18 protein-coding genes are annotated in these 20,124 nt (G+C 38.4%); 10 read left to right on the top strand and 8 right to left on the bottom strand.

Annotated features, from left to right (window positions below; genetic code table 11):
* Positions 1-12: 12 nt before the first annotated feature.
* The 7 genes from hisS (at position 13) to AC4PL9_RS03870 (ending at position 6,670) form a co-directional block, all read left to right on the top strand.
* Positions 13-1,401, top strand: a complete 1,389-nt coding sequence (hisS, locus tag AC4PL9_RS03900) for a histidine--tRNA ligase (RefSeq protein ID WP_491603469.1) — start codon at positions 13-15, stop codon at positions 1,399-1,401.
* 5 nt (positions 1,402-1,406) lie between these two features.
* Positions 1,407-2,912 carry a histidine ammonia-lyase gene (gene hutH / locus AC4PL9_RS03895; protein WP_491603468.1) on the top strand — a complete coding sequence of 502 codons (1,506 nt, stop codon included), beginning with the start codon at positions 1,407-1,409 and terminating at the stop codon, positions 2,910-2,912.
* Positions 2,888-3,421, top strand: a complete 534-nt coding sequence (locus AC4PL9_RS03890) for a hypothetical protein (RefSeq protein WP_491603467.1) — start codon at positions 2,888-2,890, stop codon at positions 3,419-3,421. Before hutH ends, AC4PL9_RS03890 begins: the two co-directional genes overlap by 25 nt.
* Before the next feature lie 56 nt (positions 3,422-3,477).
* Positions 3,478-5,103: an ABC-F family ATP-binding cassette domain-containing protein gene (locus AC4PL9_RS03885; protein ID WP_491603466.1), complete on the top strand. Its 1,626-nt coding sequence runs from the start codon at positions 3,478-3,480 to the stop codon at positions 5,101-5,103.
* Positions 5,104-5,183: 80 nt separating this feature from the next.
* Positions 5,184-5,969: a nucleoside triphosphate pyrophosphohydrolase gene (gene mazG / locus AC4PL9_RS03880; RefSeq protein WP_491603465.1), complete on the top strand. Its 786-nt coding sequence runs from the start codon at positions 5,184-5,186 to the stop codon at positions 5,967-5,969.
* A 137-nt stretch (positions 5,970-6,106) separates the two neighbouring features.
* The gene (locus tag AC4PL9_RS03875; RefSeq protein WP_343786840.1) at positions 6,107-6,409 is read left to right on the top strand and encodes a hypothetical protein; all 303 of its coding nucleotides are present in this window, start codon (positions 6,107-6,109) and stop codon (positions 6,407-6,409) included.
* Between the two features lie 3 nt (positions 6,410-6,412).
* Positions 6,413-6,670: a hypothetical protein gene (locus AC4PL9_RS03870; RefSeq protein WP_491603464.1), complete on the top strand. Its 258-nt coding sequence runs from the start codon at positions 6,413-6,415 to the stop codon at positions 6,668-6,670.
* Between the two features lie 73 nt (positions 6,671-6,743).
* Here AC4PL9_RS03870 and AC4PL9_RS03865 read toward each other — a convergent pair whose 3' ends face one another.
* From AC4PL9_RS03865 to AC4PL9_RS03830, 8 genes are all read right to left on the bottom strand, one after another.
* The gene (locus AC4PL9_RS03865; protein WP_491603463.1) at positions 6,744-7,841 is read right to left on the bottom strand and encodes a lipase family protein; all 1,098 of its coding nucleotides are present in this window, start codon (positions 7,839-7,841) and stop codon (positions 6,744-6,746) included.
* A gap of 69 nt (positions 7,842-7,910) precedes the next feature.
* Entirely contained in the window at positions 7,911-9,089 is a 1,179-nt protein-coding gene (gene lysA, locus AC4PL9_RS03860) for a diaminopimelate decarboxylase (protein ID WP_491603462.1), read from the bottom strand.
* 84 nt (positions 9,090-9,173) lie between these two features.
* A complete protein-coding gene (locus AC4PL9_RS03855; protein ID WP_491603461.1) occupies positions 9,174-9,734 on the bottom strand; it encodes a hypothetical protein in 561 nt (186 codons plus the stop codon).
* Positions 9,724-10,449 (bottom strand): tRNA threonylcarbamoyladenosine dehydratase, encoded by a 726-nt coding sequence (locus tag AC4PL9_RS03850; protein WP_491603460.1) that lies wholly within the window; start codon positions 10,447-10,449, stop codon positions 9,724-9,726. Before AC4PL9_RS03850 ends, AC4PL9_RS03855 begins: the two co-directional genes overlap by 11 nt.
* The gene (locus tag AC4PL9_RS03845) at positions 10,446-11,102 is read right to left on the bottom strand and encodes a TatD family hydrolase (protein ID WP_491603459.1); all 657 of its coding nucleotides are present in this window, start codon (positions 11,100-11,102) and stop codon (positions 10,446-10,448) included. The genes AC4PL9_RS03850 and AC4PL9_RS03845 overlap by 4 nt, the downstream gene beginning before the upstream one ends.
* Positions 11,103-11,173: 71 nt before the next feature.
* The gene (locus AC4PL9_RS03840; RefSeq protein WP_491603458.1) at positions 11,174-14,602 is read right to left on the bottom strand and encodes a T9SS type A sorting domain-containing protein; all 3,429 of its coding nucleotides are present in this window, start codon (positions 14,600-14,602) and stop codon (positions 11,174-11,176) included.
* A gap of 11 nt (positions 14,603-14,613) precedes the next feature.
* Positions 14,614-14,868, bottom strand: coding sequence for a hypothetical protein (locus AC4PL9_RS03835; RefSeq protein WP_491603457.1), 255 nt, complete (start codon positions 14,866-14,868; stop codon positions 14,614-14,616).
* 187 nt (positions 14,869-15,055) lie between these two features.
* Positions 15,056-15,310, bottom strand: coding sequence for a hypothetical protein (locus AC4PL9_RS03830; RefSeq protein ID WP_491603456.1), 255 nt, complete (start codon positions 15,308-15,310; stop codon positions 15,056-15,058).
* A 599-nt stretch (positions 15,311-15,909) separates the two neighbouring features.
* Between AC4PL9_RS03830 and AC4PL9_RS03825 the strand changes: the two genes are divergently transcribed.
* The 3 genes from AC4PL9_RS03825 to AC4PL9_RS03815 all read left to right on the top strand — a co-directional run bounded on the left by AC4PL9_RS03825 (position 15,910) and on the right by AC4PL9_RS03815 (position 20,121).
* Positions 15,910-18,336: a TonB-dependent receptor gene (locus AC4PL9_RS03825; RefSeq protein ID WP_491603455.1), complete on the top strand. Its 2,427-nt coding sequence runs from the start codon at positions 15,910-15,912 to the stop codon at positions 18,334-18,336.
* A 210-nt stretch (positions 18,337-18,546) separates the two neighbouring features.
* A complete protein-coding gene (locus AC4PL9_RS03820) occupies positions 18,547-19,527 on the top strand; it encodes a hypothetical protein (protein ID WP_491603454.1) in 981 nt (326 codons plus the stop codon).
* On the top strand, positions 19,528-20,121 hold the full coding sequence (locus AC4PL9_RS03815; RefSeq protein ID WP_491603453.1) for an RNA polymerase sigma factor: 594 nt from the start codon (positions 19,528-19,530) through the stop codon (positions 20,119-20,121).
* The last annotated feature ends 3 nt before the right edge of the window (positions 20,122-20,124 follow it).

Raw genomic sequence — 20,124 nt, 5'->3', positions numbered from 1 at the left:
AATTCAAACGTAATGGCACAGAAACCAAGTATTCCAAAAGGTACAAGAGATTTTTTACCCGCAGATGTGGCAAAACGCACCTATATTTTTGAAACGATTAAAAATGCGTTCAGAAAATATGGTTTCCAGCCCATTGAAACACCTTCTTTTGAGAAAAGAGAAACGTTGTTGGGGAAATATGGAGAGGAAGGAGATCGATTGATTTTCCGGATTCTCAACTCTGGAGATAAAATGAAAAAAGCTGATTTGAACGCTTTGGAAAATGATAATCTGGCTGTATTTGCAAATTCACTATCTGAAAAAGCATTGCGATATGATTTAACAGTTCCTTTTGCACGATTCGTCGTTCAGCATCAGAATGAAATCTCTTTTCCTTTTAAAAGATATCAGATTCAGCCGGTTTGGCGGGCAGACAGACCGCAACACGGCAGGTATCAGGAATTTTATCAATGTGATGCGGATGTTGTAGGAAGTGATTCGTTGCTCTATGAATTAGAGTATATTCAGCTTTTTGACGAGGTTCTTACTTCGTTACATATTCCTGATTTTACCATTAAAATCAATAACCGAAAGATTCTTTCCGGCATTGCTGAAATCAGTGGGGAATCGGAGCGATTAATTGATATGACGGTTGCCATTGATAAGCTGGATAAAATTGGTCAGGAAGGTGTGGTGAAAGAGTTGGAGGAAAAAGGTGTTTCCGCTGCGGCTATTGCGAAAATTACACCCTTATTCGATTTGTCAGGGTCAAACTCAGAAAATTTGGAAAAAATACGCGAGTTTTTGGCCGAAAGTGAGATTGGTCTGAAAGGAATTGAGGAATTAAGCTTTTTATTGGATCAGATTGAAGCATTGGGATTAAACCGCGCTAAACTCGAGTTTGACGTAACACTTGCCCGCGGATTGAATTACTATACAGGCGCCATTTTTGAAGTAAAAGCAAATGGTGTTAAAATGGGAAGTATTTGTGGTGGTGGAAGGTATGACGACCTTACCGGTCTTTTTGGAATGTCAGGAATGTCAGGAGTTGGGATTTCTTTTGGTGCAGATCGTATTTATGACGTATTGACTGAATTACAACTTTTCCCCGCATCATTGGAGAAAGGGTTAACCCTATTGTTTGTGAACTTCGGTGAAAAAGAGCAACAACATTGTTTAAAATTGCTCAAAGAGGTCAGAGCTAACGCTATTGATGCGGAACTGTATCCTTCATTTGATGCTAAAATGAAGAAACAGATGAAGTATGCAGATGATAAAAAAGTAGAGTTTGTTGCTATTGTCGGAGAGGAAGAAATGAATGAGGGGCTTATTCAACTAAAGAATATGGCGACCGGAGAACAGGAGGAATTCAGCCTGGAAGAGATGATAGATTTTTTAGTGAAACGACATAATGCATATTAGATAAGATGAATACATTTACCATAACGAAGGAATACATTACACTTGATCAATTACAAGATGTTTTATCAACTAAGACTGTAGTTGAACTAAGTAAGGAGTGTAAAGAATCTGTTGAGAAGTGCAGGAACTATCTTGATCAGGCTGTTTCAGGACGAGAGGAGTTGATTTACGGAGTTAATACGGGATTTGGTTCTTTATGTAATACGGCGATCAGCGAAGATCAGCTGAGTTTGTTGCAGGTAAATCTTGTTCGTTCTCATGCATGTGGTGCGGGAAAAGAAATAGATCCGGAAATTGTACGGATTATGTTGCTGTTAAAAGCCATTGGGCTTTCAAAAGGTCATTCAGGCGTGCAATTGGCGACTGTAGAACGACTTTTGTATTTTTTTAATAATGATATACTTCCTGTTGTATATGAACAGGGGTCTCTAGGAGCTTCTGGAGATTTGGCACCATTGGCTCATCTGTCATTGCCTTTATTGGGTGAGGGAGAGGTGCTGGAAAAAGGGCAGCGGAAACCTGCCGGGGAAGTACTTAAATCACATAATCTTGATCCGATTGTTCTTCAGAGTAAAGAAGGTCTTGCTTTATTGAACGGAACACAATTCATGAGCTCTTTCGGACTATGGAGTGTACTTCGTGGTCGTGAAATTTTGCAGGGAGCGAATAAAATCGGCGCAATTTCTCTGGAGGCGTATGACGGAAGAAAAAATCCATTTAATGAAAATGTAAATGCGATTCGTTGCCAGGAAGGACAGATGGCTGTTGCCGGAGAGTTTCGTAAATTATTAGCAGGTAGTGAATTGATTGATCAGGTGAAAGTAAATGTTCAGGATCCGTATTCATTCCGTTGTATTCCGCAAGTGCACGGAGCTTCTTTCGATACTTTAAATTACGTATTTCAAATCATTGAAAAAGAAGTGAATGCAGTTACTGATAATCCGACTGTTTTCCCGGATGAAGACGAAGTGGTTTCAGCAGGGAATTTCCACGGTCAGCCTCTTGCATTATCAATGGACTTTTTAGCGATTGCAATGGCAGAACTGGGCAGTATTTCAGAGAGAAGAACCTACAAGTTAATAAGTGGAACCAGAGACTTACCGGCTTTTTTGGTTACCAATCCCGGACTTAATTCCGGATATATGATTCCTCAATATGCGCAGGCATCTATTGTGAGTCAGAACAAACAACTGTGTACACCTGCCAGTGTCGATACCATTGATTCCAGTAACGGACAGGAAGATCATGTGAGTATGGGGGCTAATGCGGCAACAAAATTGTACCGTGTAATAGATAATGTTTTTTCAATTCTTGGGATTGAGCTAATGAATGCATCTCAGGCTATTGAGTTTAGAAGACCGGGAAAAAGTTCACCTGTATTGGAGGAAATACTCCATTTGTTCCGGAAAGAAGTACCTTTAACGGAGAATGATACCTATATGCATCCAAGAATGGAAGCGAGTAAGAAATTTGTAAAGAACGAGTTATGGAAAATCAATTTGCAGAAATAGAAAAAGAGCAAAATCAGAATAAACGACCGTTATTTTTGACGGTACTAGTAATTCTAACCTGGATGTGGACAGCGATTTCAATCATGAACAGTTTTACTGCGTTGGTAAATGGTCCGATGGATGATGAGATGATGAAAGAGCAGGAATTAGCTGCCGCTGAAACGATTAGTGAGCTGAAAGAAAGCGGACAGGATGGAGAAGAAGGTGAGTTTGTGCAAATGATTGAGCTGGGACTTGAAAGAATGAAATACGTCAACGAAGAAGCGTTTATGCGTAACTATCTGACGATTCTTGTTGTCTCCATCCTGGGAGCTATAGCTGCCTATCTTATGTGGACACGGAAAAAGACTGGGTTTCATTTGTACATTATTTATACTCTGTCATATATTGGTATGGCCTACCTGATTTATCCGGCAAGTATGGTTATTAATATGGAAGTGTACATTAATTTGTTGATAGGAGGTTTATTTGTGATCCTGTATTCGAGGAATCTTCACGCGATGTCCTGATTTTGTAGGTGATATCGCTATTAATTCACTACCTTTGCACCAAATTTTAGAAAAATATGTTAACAGTAAGCAATTTATCTCTTCAATTCGGAAAACGTACCTTGTTTGATGATGTAAACCTTAAGTTCCAGAATGGAAACTGTTATGGGGTGATCGGAGCAAACGGAGCCGGAAAATCTACTTTCCTGAAAATCCTTTCCGGAGAGCAGGACCCGACAAGGGGTTCTATTGATCTTGAGCCGGGGAAACGAATGGCTGTTTTGAAGCAGGAGCACAACGTATTTGACGAATATGAAGTGTTGAAGACTGTTATCATGGGGCACAAGCGCCTTTATGAAATCATGGAGGAGAAAGATGCTTTATATGCCAAACCTGATTTTTCAGATGAGGATGGAATGAGAGCATCCGAACTGGAAGCTGAATTTGCTGATATGGAAGGCTGGAATGCTGAGACAGACGCAGCAAGTTTATTATCTAACCTTGGAATTAGTGAATCGTACCACTACATGAAAATGGCAGATGTTCCTGCCGAGTTGAAGGTACGTATTTTGTTGGCGCAGGCACTTTTTGGTAATCCGGATGTATTAATTCTGGATGAGCCGACGAATGATCTGGATGCAAGAACAATTGCCTGGTTAGAAGATTTTATTCTTGATTTTAAAAATATGGTGATTGTTGTTTCTCACGACCGTCACTTTTTGGATGTTGTGTGTACACACATCTGTGATATTGACTATAGTAAAATCCAATTATTTACAGGAAACTATTCTTTCTGGTACCAGTCTTCACAGTTGGCCGCACGCCAAAGAGCGGACAAGAACAAAAAGAATGAGGAAAAGAAGAAAGAACTTCAGGACTTTATTTCCCGGTTCTCAGCGAATGCCTCTAAATCGAAGCAGGCTACCAGCAGACGTAAGTTATTGGATAAATTAGATCTGGATGAAATTCAGCCTTCATCCCGACGCTATCCCGGAATTCAGTTTTCACAGGAAAGAGAAGCCGGAAATCAGGTGTTGAATGTTTCAAACCTGAGTGCAAAAGGTGAAGAAGGGGAAGTACTATTCAAGGATTTGAATTTTGTGATGAATCAGGGGGATAAAATTGCTTTCGTTTCTAACAATTCGAATGCAATTACTGCCTTATTTGAAATCCTGAACGGTAATAAAGAACAGGAATCAGGAGAATTTACATTCGGAACAACGATCTCAACAGCGTATTTACCAAGTAATAACAGCAGCTTTTTTGAGGACGAGATTAATCTGATTGATTGGTTGCGTCAGTATGCTCAGACAGACGAAGAGCGCGAAGATGTTAACCTGCGTGGATTCCTGGGACGCATGCTGTTTACCGGAGAAGAAGCTTTGAAGAGTTCAAAAGTTCTTTCCGGAGGAGAGAAAATGCGTTGTATGTTGTCACGTATGATGTTGGCTAAAGCGAATTTACTTATGCTTGACGAGCCGACAAACCACCTTGATCTGGAATCGATTACTGCATTAAACAATGGAATGCGTGATTTTGAAGGGCAGATTTTGTTTAGTTCGTATGACTATGAATTGGTGAATACAGTAGCGAACAGAATCATAGAGTTGACTCCAAATGGTGTGATTGATAAAATGATGTCTTACGAAGAATATCTCAAGGATGAGAAAGTTGTGGCACAGAAAGAAGAAATGTATGCGTAATGCATTCTGAATAATTATAAAGAAAGAGAGGTGATATCAGCCTCTCTTTTTTGTTTATATTTTTACAAAAACAAATAACGATGCATACTCTGGAAGAAAAAAAAGCAGCATTTGAGAGATTGTTGAATATTATGGACGATCTGAGAGAGAAATGCCCCTGGGATAAGAAGCAAACGCTTGAATCTCTTCGTCACCTGACAATAGAAGAAACATACGAATTAGGAGAAGCTATTCTGTCAGGAGATATGAATGAACTGAAAGGTGAAATAGGAGATCTGTTGTTACATATGGTATTCTATTCGAAAATAGCATCGGAAACAGAAGATTTTGACATCGCTGATGTATTGAATGCCATTTGTGATAAGCTGGTATATCGTCATCCGCATATTTATGGTGATGTAGAGGCGTCAACGGAGGAAGAAGTGAAAGCCAACTGGGAAAAATTAAAATTAAAGGAAGGTAAGAAATCCGTTCTACAGGGGGTTCCGACAGGGTTGCCAGCAATGGTAAAAGCAGCGAGAATACAGGAAAAAGTAAAAGGTGTAGGTTTTGATTGGGACAACCGGGAACAGGTTTTTGATAAGGTGAAAGAAGAATTGGGCGAATTAAAAGAAGAGATTGATAAGGGATCGGATCAGATAGAAGATGAATTTGGAGATCTGTTATTCTCTATGATTAATTATGCGCGGTTTATAGGTGTTAATCCGGAAAATGCGCTGGAGAAAACCAATAAAAAGTTTATTTCACGTTTTACCGCGATGGAAGAATATATAGCAAACGATGGTAAGCAGTTCGCGGAGATGAATCTGGAAGAGATGGATACATATTGGGAAAAAGCTAAAAACGAACAACTTAAAAATCAATAATAGCGACACAAAGTTTGTTGATAGAGTAAACAACGTGTTTCGTGCGTTAAATTTTCCGGTTAGTATAAAATAAGCAGTATAATTTTTTGGCGAAATTTGATAAAACTTCTATCTTGGCACAACAAAAAAATATAACTATGAAAAAGAACTTATTTGTTTTGGGAGCTGCTGCTTTAGTTTTGGCTTCTTGTGGAGGTCCAAGTGACGAAGAAATGAACAAAGCTGCTCAGTCAATGTGTGACTGTGTAGAAAAGAAGCGTGCGGAGGCTGATCCGGATGATTTATTTGCTACTGACGATATGCACTTTGCTTTTTGTGCATTGGATGTTGCTGTTGATCACGGAGTAAACTGTGCTGATGAGTCGTTTGCAAAAGCTTTGGATGGAAAATGTCCTGAGTTGAACGAGCTACAGAAAGAGTACGCTAAAACAGCTGAGTAAAAAATGGTACGTTGGTTATTTTTTTCTTTACCGGTTTTCTTTCTGTTGAGCTGTGGTTCAACGGAGGCGGAGAAAAATGCTGCTGAAATGGCCTGTTCCTGTTCTGAAGATAAATCTGTTTTTGGTATAGCGAACTGTTTTGCTTCTGTTGCAGATAGCCTTGGTGTTGATCCGGCTTCAATCGGATACGATAGGGCTTTCAGAAAGCAATGTCCGGAAACTTATAATAGATTGATGGACTTTTCGAAAGGGAAAAAATAAACTACGTAAGCGTAAGAAATAGAAAAGACCGGGATTTTTATTCCGGTCTTTCTTTTTATCTGTTTGTTAGTAATTATTTTGTTTCAGGTAGTTTTTTTGCAAGCATTAAATAAGGCTCAAACATATGGTGTTGGAAAATATTCTCTTGAGCGTCTTTTGGAAACGAAGCATAATATTCAATATCAGGCATAAGGATAATAGGAGTTCCCGCCCGGGTATAATAGATCCCTCTGGAGAATTCAGGTTGTACATACTGAGGTTTACTTTTTTGTATTAGTTTTCCAGTTCTGTATCCCAATTGTTTCTTTACATTTTTACGGGCTTTTTTTGTAGATTTATCCATACTGTTATAGGCGCCTTTTAGAGCCATTCGTACAAGTAATTTTTGCTTTTTCAACATGGGTTTTACATACCTAAAGGGATTAGTTGTCGCGAAATCTTCTGAAGTTTGGACAGTAATTGGAGTTTCCGGAACCCAATCTTCCGGATTTACGACTGTGTAAGCCCAGCCTCCAAATGTTAAGTGCTCATAATCATAAGCAAAATAAAGGTTGCCCGGTTTGGGTGCAGCGCTGGCATACGTTTTAAATACGATATCAGCCGGCAGTTTTCCGTCCTTCTGAAGATAGCGCAGATAGGCAGTGGTAAGATGAGATAAAGCACCTCCCTGGCTATGACCAAAAATCAGAACATTTTTTACTCCTGTCCGGTAGCAGGAATCAATCTTTTCGACAATATCTGAAGCCATTGATCCCAAACCAAACGTCCATCCGGCATGAACCGTTGCATCCGAACGTTCGGCCAGCTTATAGTTGAACGTTAGTGAATCATTAATCTTAATTTCTCCACTGGCTGGAATCATTGCCGCATAAAAGTTGGCTAACCAACTCAATGCTTCCGGTGCTGTACCACGAAGGCTTATACCAATTTCATTTTTATCCTTTCGCATCCAGAGATCCCAGCGATTTAAAAGCCCTACAACCGGAGATCGGTATATACGATCATATTTATCGGATCTGAAAACAGCATCCGGTGAAATCGTATCCTTTTGTGCGGCATTCATTTTTAATGTTTCTATATACTCTGCTTTTGAAAAACCGGAAGACAGGTCATTGGCAAATAACGTCAAAGTAGAGATGCAAGAAAGTAGAGTTATTAAGTATCGTTTCATTTAATGATTGAATTAAGGAATAAGCAAAACTAATAAGTTTCGACTCAAAATACGATAAATTAGGAGGAATTAAAAAGATTGTTCAACCTTAATTTTTTTTCTTTGAGAAGTGTACATGTTAAAACTGTTTCCCTCTTTATAAATACAGGAAGGAGCTAGACGTTGCGTATAATTCAAACGCATGGATTCTCCGTAAGCTCCACAGGAATGAATAACAATATAATCTCCTTCTTTCAACCCTGGTAGTTGATAATTTTTCCCGAAACAATCAGTTGATTCACAACTTGGGCCACTAAGTGTATACGTTTGAAATTGAGTTGTTTCAGAATGCGGTTGCATAGGTGAGATGTGATGTCTTGCACCGTACAAAGCCGGTCGCATAAGATCATTCATTCCTGCGTCCAGAATTACAATTTTCTCGTCCTGCCGGTCTTTAATATACTGTACCTCCGTAATCAATTTACCACACTGACCGACAAGACTTCTTCCGGGTTCAAGGTACACATGCGGAAAACGATCCTGTGGAAAATAGGGGCGAATAGCTCGCATCCATCCGGTAAAGTTTGGTATCATTTCGTTATCCGGATCATCGTAATTTATTCCTAACCCTCCACCCAGATTGATATAATCAAATGAAAAGGAAGAAGGAAGGGTTTGAAAAAAGTAAAGTACAGACCTGCTTAATTCTTCAAAATAGTCCATTCTTGTGATCTGTGATCCGACATGAAAGTGGAACCCACAGGGCAGGAGAGAGGAGTCGTTTTCAATAAGTTTCTGAATTAATCGGGAAGCTTCTTCAGTGCTGATTCCAAACTTGTGATTATTCCCCCCTGTTTGTATATGTTGATGTGTATTGGTGTAAACATTTGGAATAATCCGCAAAGCTATTTTTGTAGTACATCCTGTTGGGTAAACTGAAGAAATATACTCCCATTCGGAGAGCGACTCACAATGAATAGTAGCAATATTTAATTGTAAAGCCTCATCAATTTCCCGTTTCGTTTTTCCGGAACCCGCGAAAGCTATCTGATAGGATTGGAAACCGTTCGTTAAAGCTAATTTAATTTCGCCTATTGAAACAGCATCTATCCCAAAACCATACTTTCGGATGCGTTCCAGTATATATGGATTTGTATTTGCCTTAATAGCATAGAGCAATTTTATGTTATAAAGTTCTGCTGCTACCTGAGCTTCCTCAAGTGTAGTATCCAGCAAATTCATATCATAGAGGTAATAAGGCGTTTCCATCTGATCTTTTTAGACAAAAATAAATCAGAAAATTCAATATTAAACCATTTGTTAAAATATAAACAAATTGACTACAAAAACAAACTATTCTCCATAATTCAGTACGTTCAGTTGCAAATCGTAGATAATAGAGAAATGTTTTTCATTTTCCACTCCATTATAAGTATAGCGAATAGAGGCTTTCTGAAAGTATCCGGTCAGCGGAGGTTCAGAGTTCTCCATTTCAGACTGGAGTCTGGAGATACGCTTTTTCTCCTTTCCAGTCGTCTTCTTTCCAGAACGAATAGTATTTAGAATAATCTTCCTGAGTTTCGAGTATTGTTTTGCAACCTGTTTATTGAGATCATCAGGGAAGGTGGTGTCGTTATACTTTTCCCTGTATAAAAATGCAGCATAATATTCGTCTCTATCCGAATAGAGAGAAGGGTAGGCTAGTGAAGTAATTTCCAATGGATACTCTCGAATGGCGGAAAGATCAGAAAAATTGAATAATTCATAATCTTTCTTATCCATTTCTTTTTGTAGAATACTGTCGATAAATAAACAGAACTGAACCTGAGCTTTATGTTTCAGAGAGTCTTCCTGTCCATATAAAAATGAATAAGAGCAGAAGAGAAGAACCAGTACCAGGACGTTATTTTTCAATTTTTGCCAGTTGTTGGATTACATACGCAGCAGCGTGTAATCCGAAAAGAGCCGGAATATAGCTGATGGTTCCGTAAAATGATTTCTTAAAATTAGTTCCGTCTGTCATTTTTAAAGAATCTTCTTTTTGGTGTTCCGAAGAGAAAACAGCCTTAATACCTTTGTTAATGTTCTCCTTTTTCAGACGTTTTCGAAGATGTTTGGCCATTTTACAATTGACCACTTTTGAAATATCCCGTGTCTGAACCCTTGACGGATCGATCTTTCCACCAGCTCCCATAGAGCTGATAACTTTGAATTTATTCCTTTTACAGGCAATGAGCCAGGTGAGTTTGGGAGTAATGGAATCAATACAATCCATCACGTAATCGGGCTGGTATTCGGTTAAAATTTCGCTAACTCTTTCCGGCTGAACGAATTCATTCAGAACATGTAACGTTATATCCGGATTAATATCCCTGATACGTGCTGCAAGAACTTCTGCTTTGGATTTTCCGATAGTAGACTCCAGTGCCGGAAGCTGACGATTTTTATTGGTCGGGTCAAAAACATCTCCGTCAATAATAGTCATTGTTCCGATTCCGGATCGGGCGATGAATTCTGCAGCATATGAACCGACTCCCCCGAGTCCACAGATGAGTACATGACTTTTTTTTAGATTCTCAATTGCGTCTTTACCAATCAAAAGCTCAGTTCTTTCCAACCAGTCTGTCATAGTTTTACATCAAAAAAGTTGTGTGTATTTCGTTCTGTTTTTTTTTCGAAAGCTTCCAAAGATACGTTTTTCAATTTAGCAGCAAACTGAATTAATTTATTAATTTCTGTAGGATCTTGTTCATCTGTTTCTAAAAAAGTTTCCGTATCAGGAAGAAGGGAATAAATTTCCTGTATGGATGGAGAGTTGAGAAGATAGGTTCCAAAACTCAATTTAATACCTTGTCTGACTACCATTTGAGCGACTTGTATCTTGCTTCGAAAGCCATGGATTACCATGGCAATGTTCATCCATTCTTTTTTTAGAGTAATTAATTCATTGAAAGCTTTGACGCAATGTATGATAACCGGTTTTCCTGTTTTTTCAGCGAGGGCTAATTGTAGACTGAGAATTTCTATTTGTTCTTCCAGAGAAGCTCCTTTTAGTTTATCCAATCCACATTCACCAACAGCAAGGCAGTTTTTCCGGTTCAGTAGATGTTCCAGTTGTAAGCAAGCCTCAGAAACGGAACAGTTCATAGTACCCGTTTCCCAGGGGTGAATACCGATTGAAAAAGGAGCATTGTAGTGAAGAGCCTCATGGATTTCTCCGAAAGAAAAACTTCGAATAGCATCTTTCGCCGGTATATGAGTATGAATGTTTCTGATGATCATCAAGGTAATATAAATAAAAAAACCGCACATTAATTAATGCGCGGTTTTTCTATTGTCTTAATCAGGGATTTTTAGTCAATAATGATTTTTACAACATGATTTCCTTTTTCGGAAGTAAATGTCATAAAGTAAATTCCTGAAGCGAAATTAGAAATATCAAGCGACTCGTTGAAAGAACTCATTGGTTTGATGTTCGAAAGAATAGATTCTTTACCATCTGTCGTAACTAATGAAATACTGATTTCAGCATCCTGAATATTATCCAGAGAAACAGTTACGAATCCTGAAGCAGGGTTCGGGTAGACAACAAGATTGTTGATAAAGTTCTCTTCAACAGATACGTTTGGACAATCTTCAACAGTGATAGTTTCTGTTGCTACTCCTGTACATCCTTCAGGTGTTTCATAAGTATACGTGATCGTATGTGTACCTTCTCCTGCAACTGACGGATCAAATGAACCGGCATTCACTCCTGTTCCTGAATAGGTTCCTCCAGCCGGAGTACCACCCGTAAGTACAATTGGATTTTCTGCATTATCACAAACATCTTCAAAGGCAGCAAGCGTTACTGTAGGGTTTTCATTCACTGTTACAGTTACCTGATCAGTTCCCTCACAACCATTTGCATCTGTTCCGGTTACAGTGTAAGTAGTAGTTGCTGTAGGAGTAAAGGATACACCATCCTGAACACCGTTATCCCATACATATGTATCAGCACCTGATGCGGAAAGCGTAACTTCTTCTCCTTCACATACGGAAACATCAGCTCCTGCATCTACTGAAGGAGTTTCAGCTGTTACGGTGATCTGATCAGTTCCTTCACAACCACTTGCATCTGTTCCGGTTACTGTATAAGTTGTTGTAGCCGTAATCGTAAATGCTACACCATCCTGAACACCATTATCCCAGACATAAGAATCTGTTCCGGAAGCTGATAGTGTAATTTCAGCTCCTGGACACACAATAAAGTCTGATCCTGCATCAACAGTAGGAGCCGGATTAACAGTCACTACCACAATATCACTATCCGTACAACCGTTAACATCTGTTCCTGTTACACTGTATGAAGTAGTGTTGTTAATGATGAACGGAACACCGTCCTGTACACCATTGGTCCAAACATAAGAATCTGCTCCTGAACCTGATAGTGTAATTTCATCACCTTCACAAACTGTAAGGTCAGTTCCTGCATTGACTACTGGGTCAGGGAAAACATTTATTGTAGCACTTCCTGTACCTGCGTTTGTACATCCGGTCGCATCTGTTACAGAAACGATTGTGTATGTTCCCGGTGTAGAAATGTTTTGAGTAACACTAGAAATAGGTGAACTTTGCGAGAAGTTATTAGTTCCGTCAGAAGCTATTAAATCCCATGGTCCCGTCCCTGTTAATGTAATTGTAATGGGAGCATCTCCATTAGAACAAATATCACCTCCTCCGGAAATTGTTGCTGTCGGAGCTTCAGAAATTGTTACCGTGAAACTAGCCTGATCCATTGGGCAGGAAGCTGTAGCAGCAATCGTATTCGTTACTTCATAAGTTCCAGGCAGACTGTTTGCCAAATCAATAACTCCTGTTGAAGTATTGATTGCTAAACCTGTTATATCCACACTGAATGCACCCGCACTTGCTCCTGTTAGGAAAACCGGAGAAGGGTTAGATTCTGATTGACAATATTCAGTTTCAGCGTAGGTAAATACAGCATCAGGAGAGCTGGTAATTGTTAACGTATTAGTTTGTGAACTTGAACATGTACCATCAGTTGTAAATGTAATTTGATAAACCCCATTCAAGCTGCTTGTCATATCGATTTCACCAGTCGCCGTATTTGCAAATACAAGATCCGGAGAATCTACCGTAAAGGTTCCTGTAGCATTTACAGTTGGAGTTTCGTTGGTTCCTCCTGAACATAGCGTTCCTGAAGCATACGAGAAGCTTGGATCATCTAACGGATTCACTGTAACAGTAATCTGATCAGTTCCTTCACAACCATCTGCATCTGTACCAATTACATTAAATGTAGTAGTGGCAGAGATGTTGAATGGAGTCCCGTCTACTGCACTGTTATCCCAAACATACGAGTCGGCTCCGGATCCTGATAATGTAATTTCATCTCCTTCACATACTGTAAAATCTGTTCCGGCATCAACCGTTGGGAGTGCGTTTACAGTAACAGTGATATCTGCCTGATCTTCACATCCGTTTGCATCCGTAAGAACAGCTGTATAAGTAGTTGTAGCTGTTGGCGATACAACAACAGAAGTTCCTGTTCCAATGCTGGCTGCTCCTTCAAACCATTCTATTGTTCCGTTTCCGGAAGCAGTCAGTGTTGCATTATCACCGTTACAAACGGTTTGATCAGTTCCAACAGTAATTGTTTCCTGAGGAGTATTAGATAGCGTTACAGAATACGTTTCTGAACACCCGTTACCGTCTGATTCTACATAAACGGTGTAATTTCCTGCACTTAATCCGGTAAACGTATTACTTGCTGAAAAATTAGTTCCATCCAATGAGTAACTATAAGGAGCGGATCCACCGCTGGTTCCTGTTACTTCAATTTCTCCGTTATCATTTCCACAAGTCAGATCAGTTGTGTTTACAGTTGCCGATATCGCAGGGTTTACAGTTACTGTATAGTAACCTCCTCTTGTCTGACAAGAACCTGTTGCGAAAATATAGACTCTATTGGTTCCGGCTTGTGTAGTTGTTAATGTAGCTGTTTCACCTTCTTGTTGATCATAAACAGGTTCACTGAAAGGGTCACTGGTAAGGAGCCAATCATAAAAAAGAGCATTCGTTGAGCTACTTGCATCAACATTAAATACACCTCCCACACATGCTGTAGCATCTTCAAAAGTAGCAGAAGGTACTGGAGTAGGATCAGAAGAAAGTAAAATATCCATCACAATAGCATTTTCAGAAGGGTTTTCTTCAGCACCAATTGTGTAAATATCGTTACTAAAGTACCATGTGCCAGCTACGTATAATCTGGTGAAATCTTCACCGGCAGGATTATTATTGAATAAAGCAAAAGTATCCAATGGATTAGTATAAGTTAATTCGTATCCGACAAAAAAAGAACCTGTTACGGACACAGGAGTTGTGAATTCGATTGTATTATACTCCATCTCAGTTAAGTCAGCTAATGGTACTATTTCAGATCCAAGAATAGACCCTGGTGAGCCTGAAGCATCTGAATATACATTAAAAGTGACATTTCCTCCACCATCAGAGATACGTTTGATCGGCATTCGAATAGCCCTCACTTCACTGGGAGAGGGAGTGGTATATCTTTCTGCCCAAGCTTCAACATTATAATAATTAGTTCCATCAGTTAAGATCTGGTGACCTGATAGATATCCTAATGGGTTTGAAATGGTAGAAAAGTTATCATTGGGATTATAATTCCGAAGTGTATCACAACTCTGTGCATAACTGAAATTGCCCAGAATAGACACTATTATAAAAAACAGTGAGTTAAAAACTATCTTTTTCATATTTGTCTTGTTTAATTAGATTGATTGTTTTCAAATTCTTCTTTTCGAACTTGTTGCTCAGGAATAGCTTCCAGATTAGCTCTTTTAATGGTCTTTTCCTCGTTTATCTTCGAAGCAGGTGTCTGTTCTGCTTTTATTTTTTTTAAAGAGGTTTTACCTTTAACAGAAGAAGTTGATTGTGATGGACTCAATTCGTTGTTTTGTTGAGCGAACGAAATAGAAGCCATAGAAAATGCAAAAAAAGTAAGTGCAATTGACTTTTTCATAATAATAGATTAACAGTTTCGCCGACGAAAATACAGGTTTAAGTTTGATTGCGATTAGATTGTTAATAACATGATCTTTGATTGTGGATAACGCAGAGTCATTTTCACAAAAGAGTTAGAAAACACTATGTTTTCCTGGTTTCTGTTTGTTTTTTTAACAAAACAAGATAAAACAGACAGATTAAAACTAAAAAAAATCAATACTTTTTCGCAAATCTAGTTTTTCCAGATACAAATTAAGGATACTTTGATTGGTTTGAATTTCAATCCATCGAATCTGATCAATACCGATGATAATCCACATCTCAAGAAAATATCCTTTGCAGGAAAATAAATGCACCCGATGCCCAAGGCTTAAACGAGATCCAATAAATTCTCCTTCTTTTTTCAACAGGTTCAATCGTTGATGAATAGAGAGTTTATTGAATTCTTTTGTTGTCATATTGTAAATAACTAGTGTCCAATAAAACTTTTTAGAAAAGCAGAATTTTTTGTTTAAGGACCTCCCGCTTTCATGCTATTTGGTTTTGCAGAACTAAATCACATGAATAAAAGTAGTTACTTTTTCAGATAGTCTGTTTTCGGACAGCTGATTTCTTTACTGGATCTCAAAAGTAAGATCAATTCAACTTCCTAAAAACATATGGGAGATCACTACGTGAACAAGTCCGATATTCAAATCTCCCGATGCATACGCAGTGTTCTACATTCGTACATTACACTAATTTACAAGAAACACTGGCAAATCGAATTCCCCTTCAAACAGTTTTCAACACAACTTTCCACTGAAATTTTTCGCTGGATACAATGAAAACATTATCAACATACAAATCTGATGTGCGCTAATAGTCCATCTGCTTTAACAGTTCATAAAGAAGGGGCTTACTTTTGAAATCAAGAAAGCATACGCTTTAAAATCAAGGCTTTTAGAAAGCAACTTGATTAATCAGTATTTTTATCAGACACTAGTGATCTTTTATTTAAAGTTTTCACTTTACAGAACATTATTAAGTTAATACATGTTTAATTAAAAATATTTTGATGCAACATTTTATAACCCTGTTTTTTGTTAGTTTTTCATTCTTTTTATGTTCCCAATCCGGAATGATAACCGGGCGAGTTTTCAATGAAACCAATAATGAGCCAATTCCTTTTGCCAATGTCGTGGTTACTGAGTTAGGGATAGGAGCGGTTTCTGATTTAGACGGGAACTATACCATAGAAGGTCTTGCCCCGGGGGTATATACCATTAAGTCGAGCTGTGTGGGGTTTGAAGAACTTATTTTTGCTGAGATAACGATAACTATTTCACGTGCGCTACGATTAGATTTCCCGCTGTCCGAAAAATCAACTGTATCTAATGAGGTTGTCGTACAAGCTAATCCTTTTCGACGCAACGATGAATCACCTGTTAGTTTGCGAACATTGAATGCAACTGAAATAGAGCGTTATCCTGGGGCAAATCGTGATGTGAGTAGAGTAGTGCAGGCTTTACCTGGAGTTGCTCAGGTACCTGCTTTCCGCAATGATATTATCATTAGAGGTGGTTCGCCAGGTGAAAACAAGTTTTACTTAGACGATATTGAAGTTCCGAATATTAATCACTTTGCTACACAAGGAAGTAGTGGTGGTCCAGTCGGTTTGCTGAATGTTAATTTTATTCGTGAAGTTGATTTTTACGCAGGTGCTTTTCCTGCGAATCGTGCGAATGGGTTGAGCTCGGTACTCTCCTTTAAACAGAAAAGAGGAAATGATGAGGCGTTAATTACATCCTTTACAGTTGGATCAAGTGATTTTGGTTTGACTTTTGACGGGCCAATTGGTAAAAAAGCGAACTTTATTTTCTCTGTTCGTACATCTTATCTTCAGTTATTATTTAAAGCGCTTCGATTACCATTTTTGCCCCAATACACTGATTCACAATATAAAATCGATGTCGATTTGAATCAAAAAAATCGTTTGACTTTTATTGGGTTGGGGGCTATTGATAATTTTCGGTTGAATGAATCGGTTAACGATGGCGTTACAGATGAAGAAACGTTGAAGCGTAATACTTATCTGTTAAATAATCTGGCTATTAATGAACAATGGAATTACACAGTGGGAGCCAAATGGACGCATTTTTCAAAAAAATCATACCAGACCGTTGTTGTTTCAAGAAATATGCTTAAAAACACAGCTGTTCGTTACTTAAATAATATTCAGACTCCTGAAAATCAATTACTGGATTATGCTTCATTTGAAGCCGAGAACAAATTTCGCTTTGAGCATGATTGGAAGAAAAATGGATGGAAAATAAACGCTGGATTTGGTTATGAGTATGCACGCTATAACAACAATACGTTTAATATAATAGCAATTGGTGATCAGTTGCTTCAAATTGATTATCAATCTGATTTACGATTGAGTAAGGGCTCGATGTTTGGACAAGTTTCTAAAAGCTTTTTCAACGATCGGTTTAATACAAGTTTTGGTTTACGAACGGATATATCTGATTATAGTAGTGAAATGACAAATCCATTAAATCAATTGGCCCCAATACTATCCTTATCGTATCGCTTAACAGAGAAATGGGCTGTTTCAGGAAACTTAGGACGATATCACCAGCTTCCGGCATACACCATCTTAGGTTTTAGAGATAATGAAGGAAATTTGGTGAATAGAAATAATAATTTGCGTTACATCAGTGTAAATCATGCCGTTTTAGGTGTTGAATATGTGTCAAAATGGAATGGGCGTTTTTCAGTAGAAGGTTTTTATAAAGTATATGATCGCTATCCATTCTCTTTGCGAGATTCAATCTCACTTGCGAATATTGGTGGTGACTTTGGAGTTGTTGGTAACGAAGCTGTATCCTCTACGTCAAAGGGGCGTTCAGTAGGAGGTGAATTCCTCTATCAGCAAAAATTGATCAAAGGCTTCTATGGACTTCTTGCGTATACATTTGTGCGCAGTGAGTTTCAAAATAAAGGTGGAGAATATGTTCCGTCTGCATGGGATAGTCGTCATATTCTTTCGATGTCTGTGGGTAAAAGCTTCAAAAAAGGCTGGGATATAGGAGTTCGTTGGCGCTATTCTGGTGGCGCTCCCTACACACCTTACGACATTCAAACCAGTTCGTTGCAACAGGTCTGGGATGTTAACGGTCGAGGAGTTTTTGATTATAATCAGCTTAATAGTATGCGTCTGGGTAGCTTTCATCAGTTGGACATCCGAGTGGATAAGAAGTTTTTCTTTCCGAGATGGAGCTTGAACTTTTATTTGGATATTCAAAATGTGTATAATTATCAGGCCGAATTAACACCTATTTTGACAGTGGTTCGAGATGAAAATGGTCAGCCGGTGGTTGATCCGAACAATCCGAATGCTTATTTAACGGAGCAATTGACCAACTATACAGGAACGGTGCTTCCAACAATTGGAATAATTATTGAATTTACGGCTAAGAAAAAATCCAAAGTAGGTTAAGTATCTAAACTCTTTCTAAGATCAATTCAATGTGTAAATTTAAAATAGTAAGATTCAATAAATTCCCCTTCCTTTTTCAACAGGTGTAATTGTTGATTAATAGAGAGTTTATTGAATTCTTTTGCTGTCATATTGTAAATTTACAAAAAAGATATTTTGAACCTTTTCTTAATAGAGGTGTACAGAAGATTGCAAGTCACACATTGAACTATGATACAAACTGTTTTTTATAGCATTTTCGTTGTTGTATTTACACTGTTCCCAATTGTTGGCAGAACCCAACAGGAGGAGAAAAGCAGGCTTCAAAATACTTCGGTTGAAGAGGTTGAAAAAAAAGAGATGGATAAAGATCGCTATAAGGCGAAAATGGAAGATGCTGATCTAAATCAACCTGTTCGTAATGCAGAAAACTATTGGTTTGAATACACCTCTTCTGCCAGATCGGATCAAAAAGTTAATGCTCTTCAACAGGCATACAGGCTAGCTCCTGATGACAGAAGAATTGCAGGGGAAATGGCGGGGTATTACATACGCACTCAACAAAAAAATGCTGCAGCACCGATACTATCCTCTTTAGTGGAACAGAACTTTCTTACCAGTGATCAATTACTCTATGGTCAGGATATACTTAAAGCAGTTCCACTAAATGGTATATTAATTTGTAACGGATTTGATGACACTTATGCAGTTACGCAGCAACAAGTGAATAACCAGTTTAGAACAGATGTAGAAGTGATTAGTATGGATTGGCTCCTGATCCCGGATTATAGAAAGTCGTTAGAAGAATCAGGGTATTTTGTTCCGGAATCGAAAAGTGTGGATGCCCTGTTTCTGAGTGAATTTGTGAGCCTGAATCCGGGATACAATATTGGGGTTTCGCTTTCAGTTCCTGTTCAATATACCCGACAATTTAAAGAAAAAGTAATTTCCGGTCCTGTTGTTCTTGTAACAGGAATAGCAAGCAATTCTTTTATTATGGAGTTGTTTGATAATCTGGAACTAATTCGCGAAAAAGAAGTAGATGACAAAACGAAACGATGGTCTGCCAATTATTTACCTTACTTATTTGCTTATAGAAAGAAGGGGCTGCAACAAGTTGGAACTGATAAAGTGAAAGAGGTAGAACAGTTGATAAGGAAAATAGGCATTTGGATTGGTGAGGAGCAACGAATTGAAGAACTATTGAAATAAATGGGATTATTTTCCCCTTCATATAAACAATTGACAGACGAAGAGCTGATGAAATTATCATCAGAAGGAAATGCCCGTGCTTTTTCTGAACTTTATGACAGGTACGCAAAAAAACTGCTGAACTATTTCTTTTTCAGATTATGGAAGGATCGGGAGCGATCAGAAGATCTGGTTCATGATTTGTTTACGAAAATTATTAATAATCCGGATCTATTTGACCCGAAACGGAAGTTTAAAACATGGGTATATAGTGTAGCAAATAATATGTGTAAGAATGAGTATCGGAAGGAAGCCGTTCGATCAGGAATGCAGTCTACAGAAGAACTGGAAACTGATATTCGATCCGGTAGTACTGATGTACTGGAGGATATACATGAGAATGAGTTTAAAGAAGCTCTGAACGAAGCATTGGATAAAATTGACGATAAACATAGTGAAGTTTTTGTTTTACGGCATTTTCAGGAGATGTCTATAAAGGAGATTGCGGCTATTCTTGAGTGTAATGAAGGTACAGTCAAATCCCGTTTGTTTAATGTGACAAAGCGATTGGCCGGAGAGTTACAAGTGTTCAACCCGTTGTTAAATAGAATATAAAGG

The sequence above is a fragment of the Wandonia sp. genome (assembly GCF_984588085.1).
Note: the sequence above shows the minus strand (reverse complement) of the source record. Positions and strands in the feature narration are given on the sequence as shown.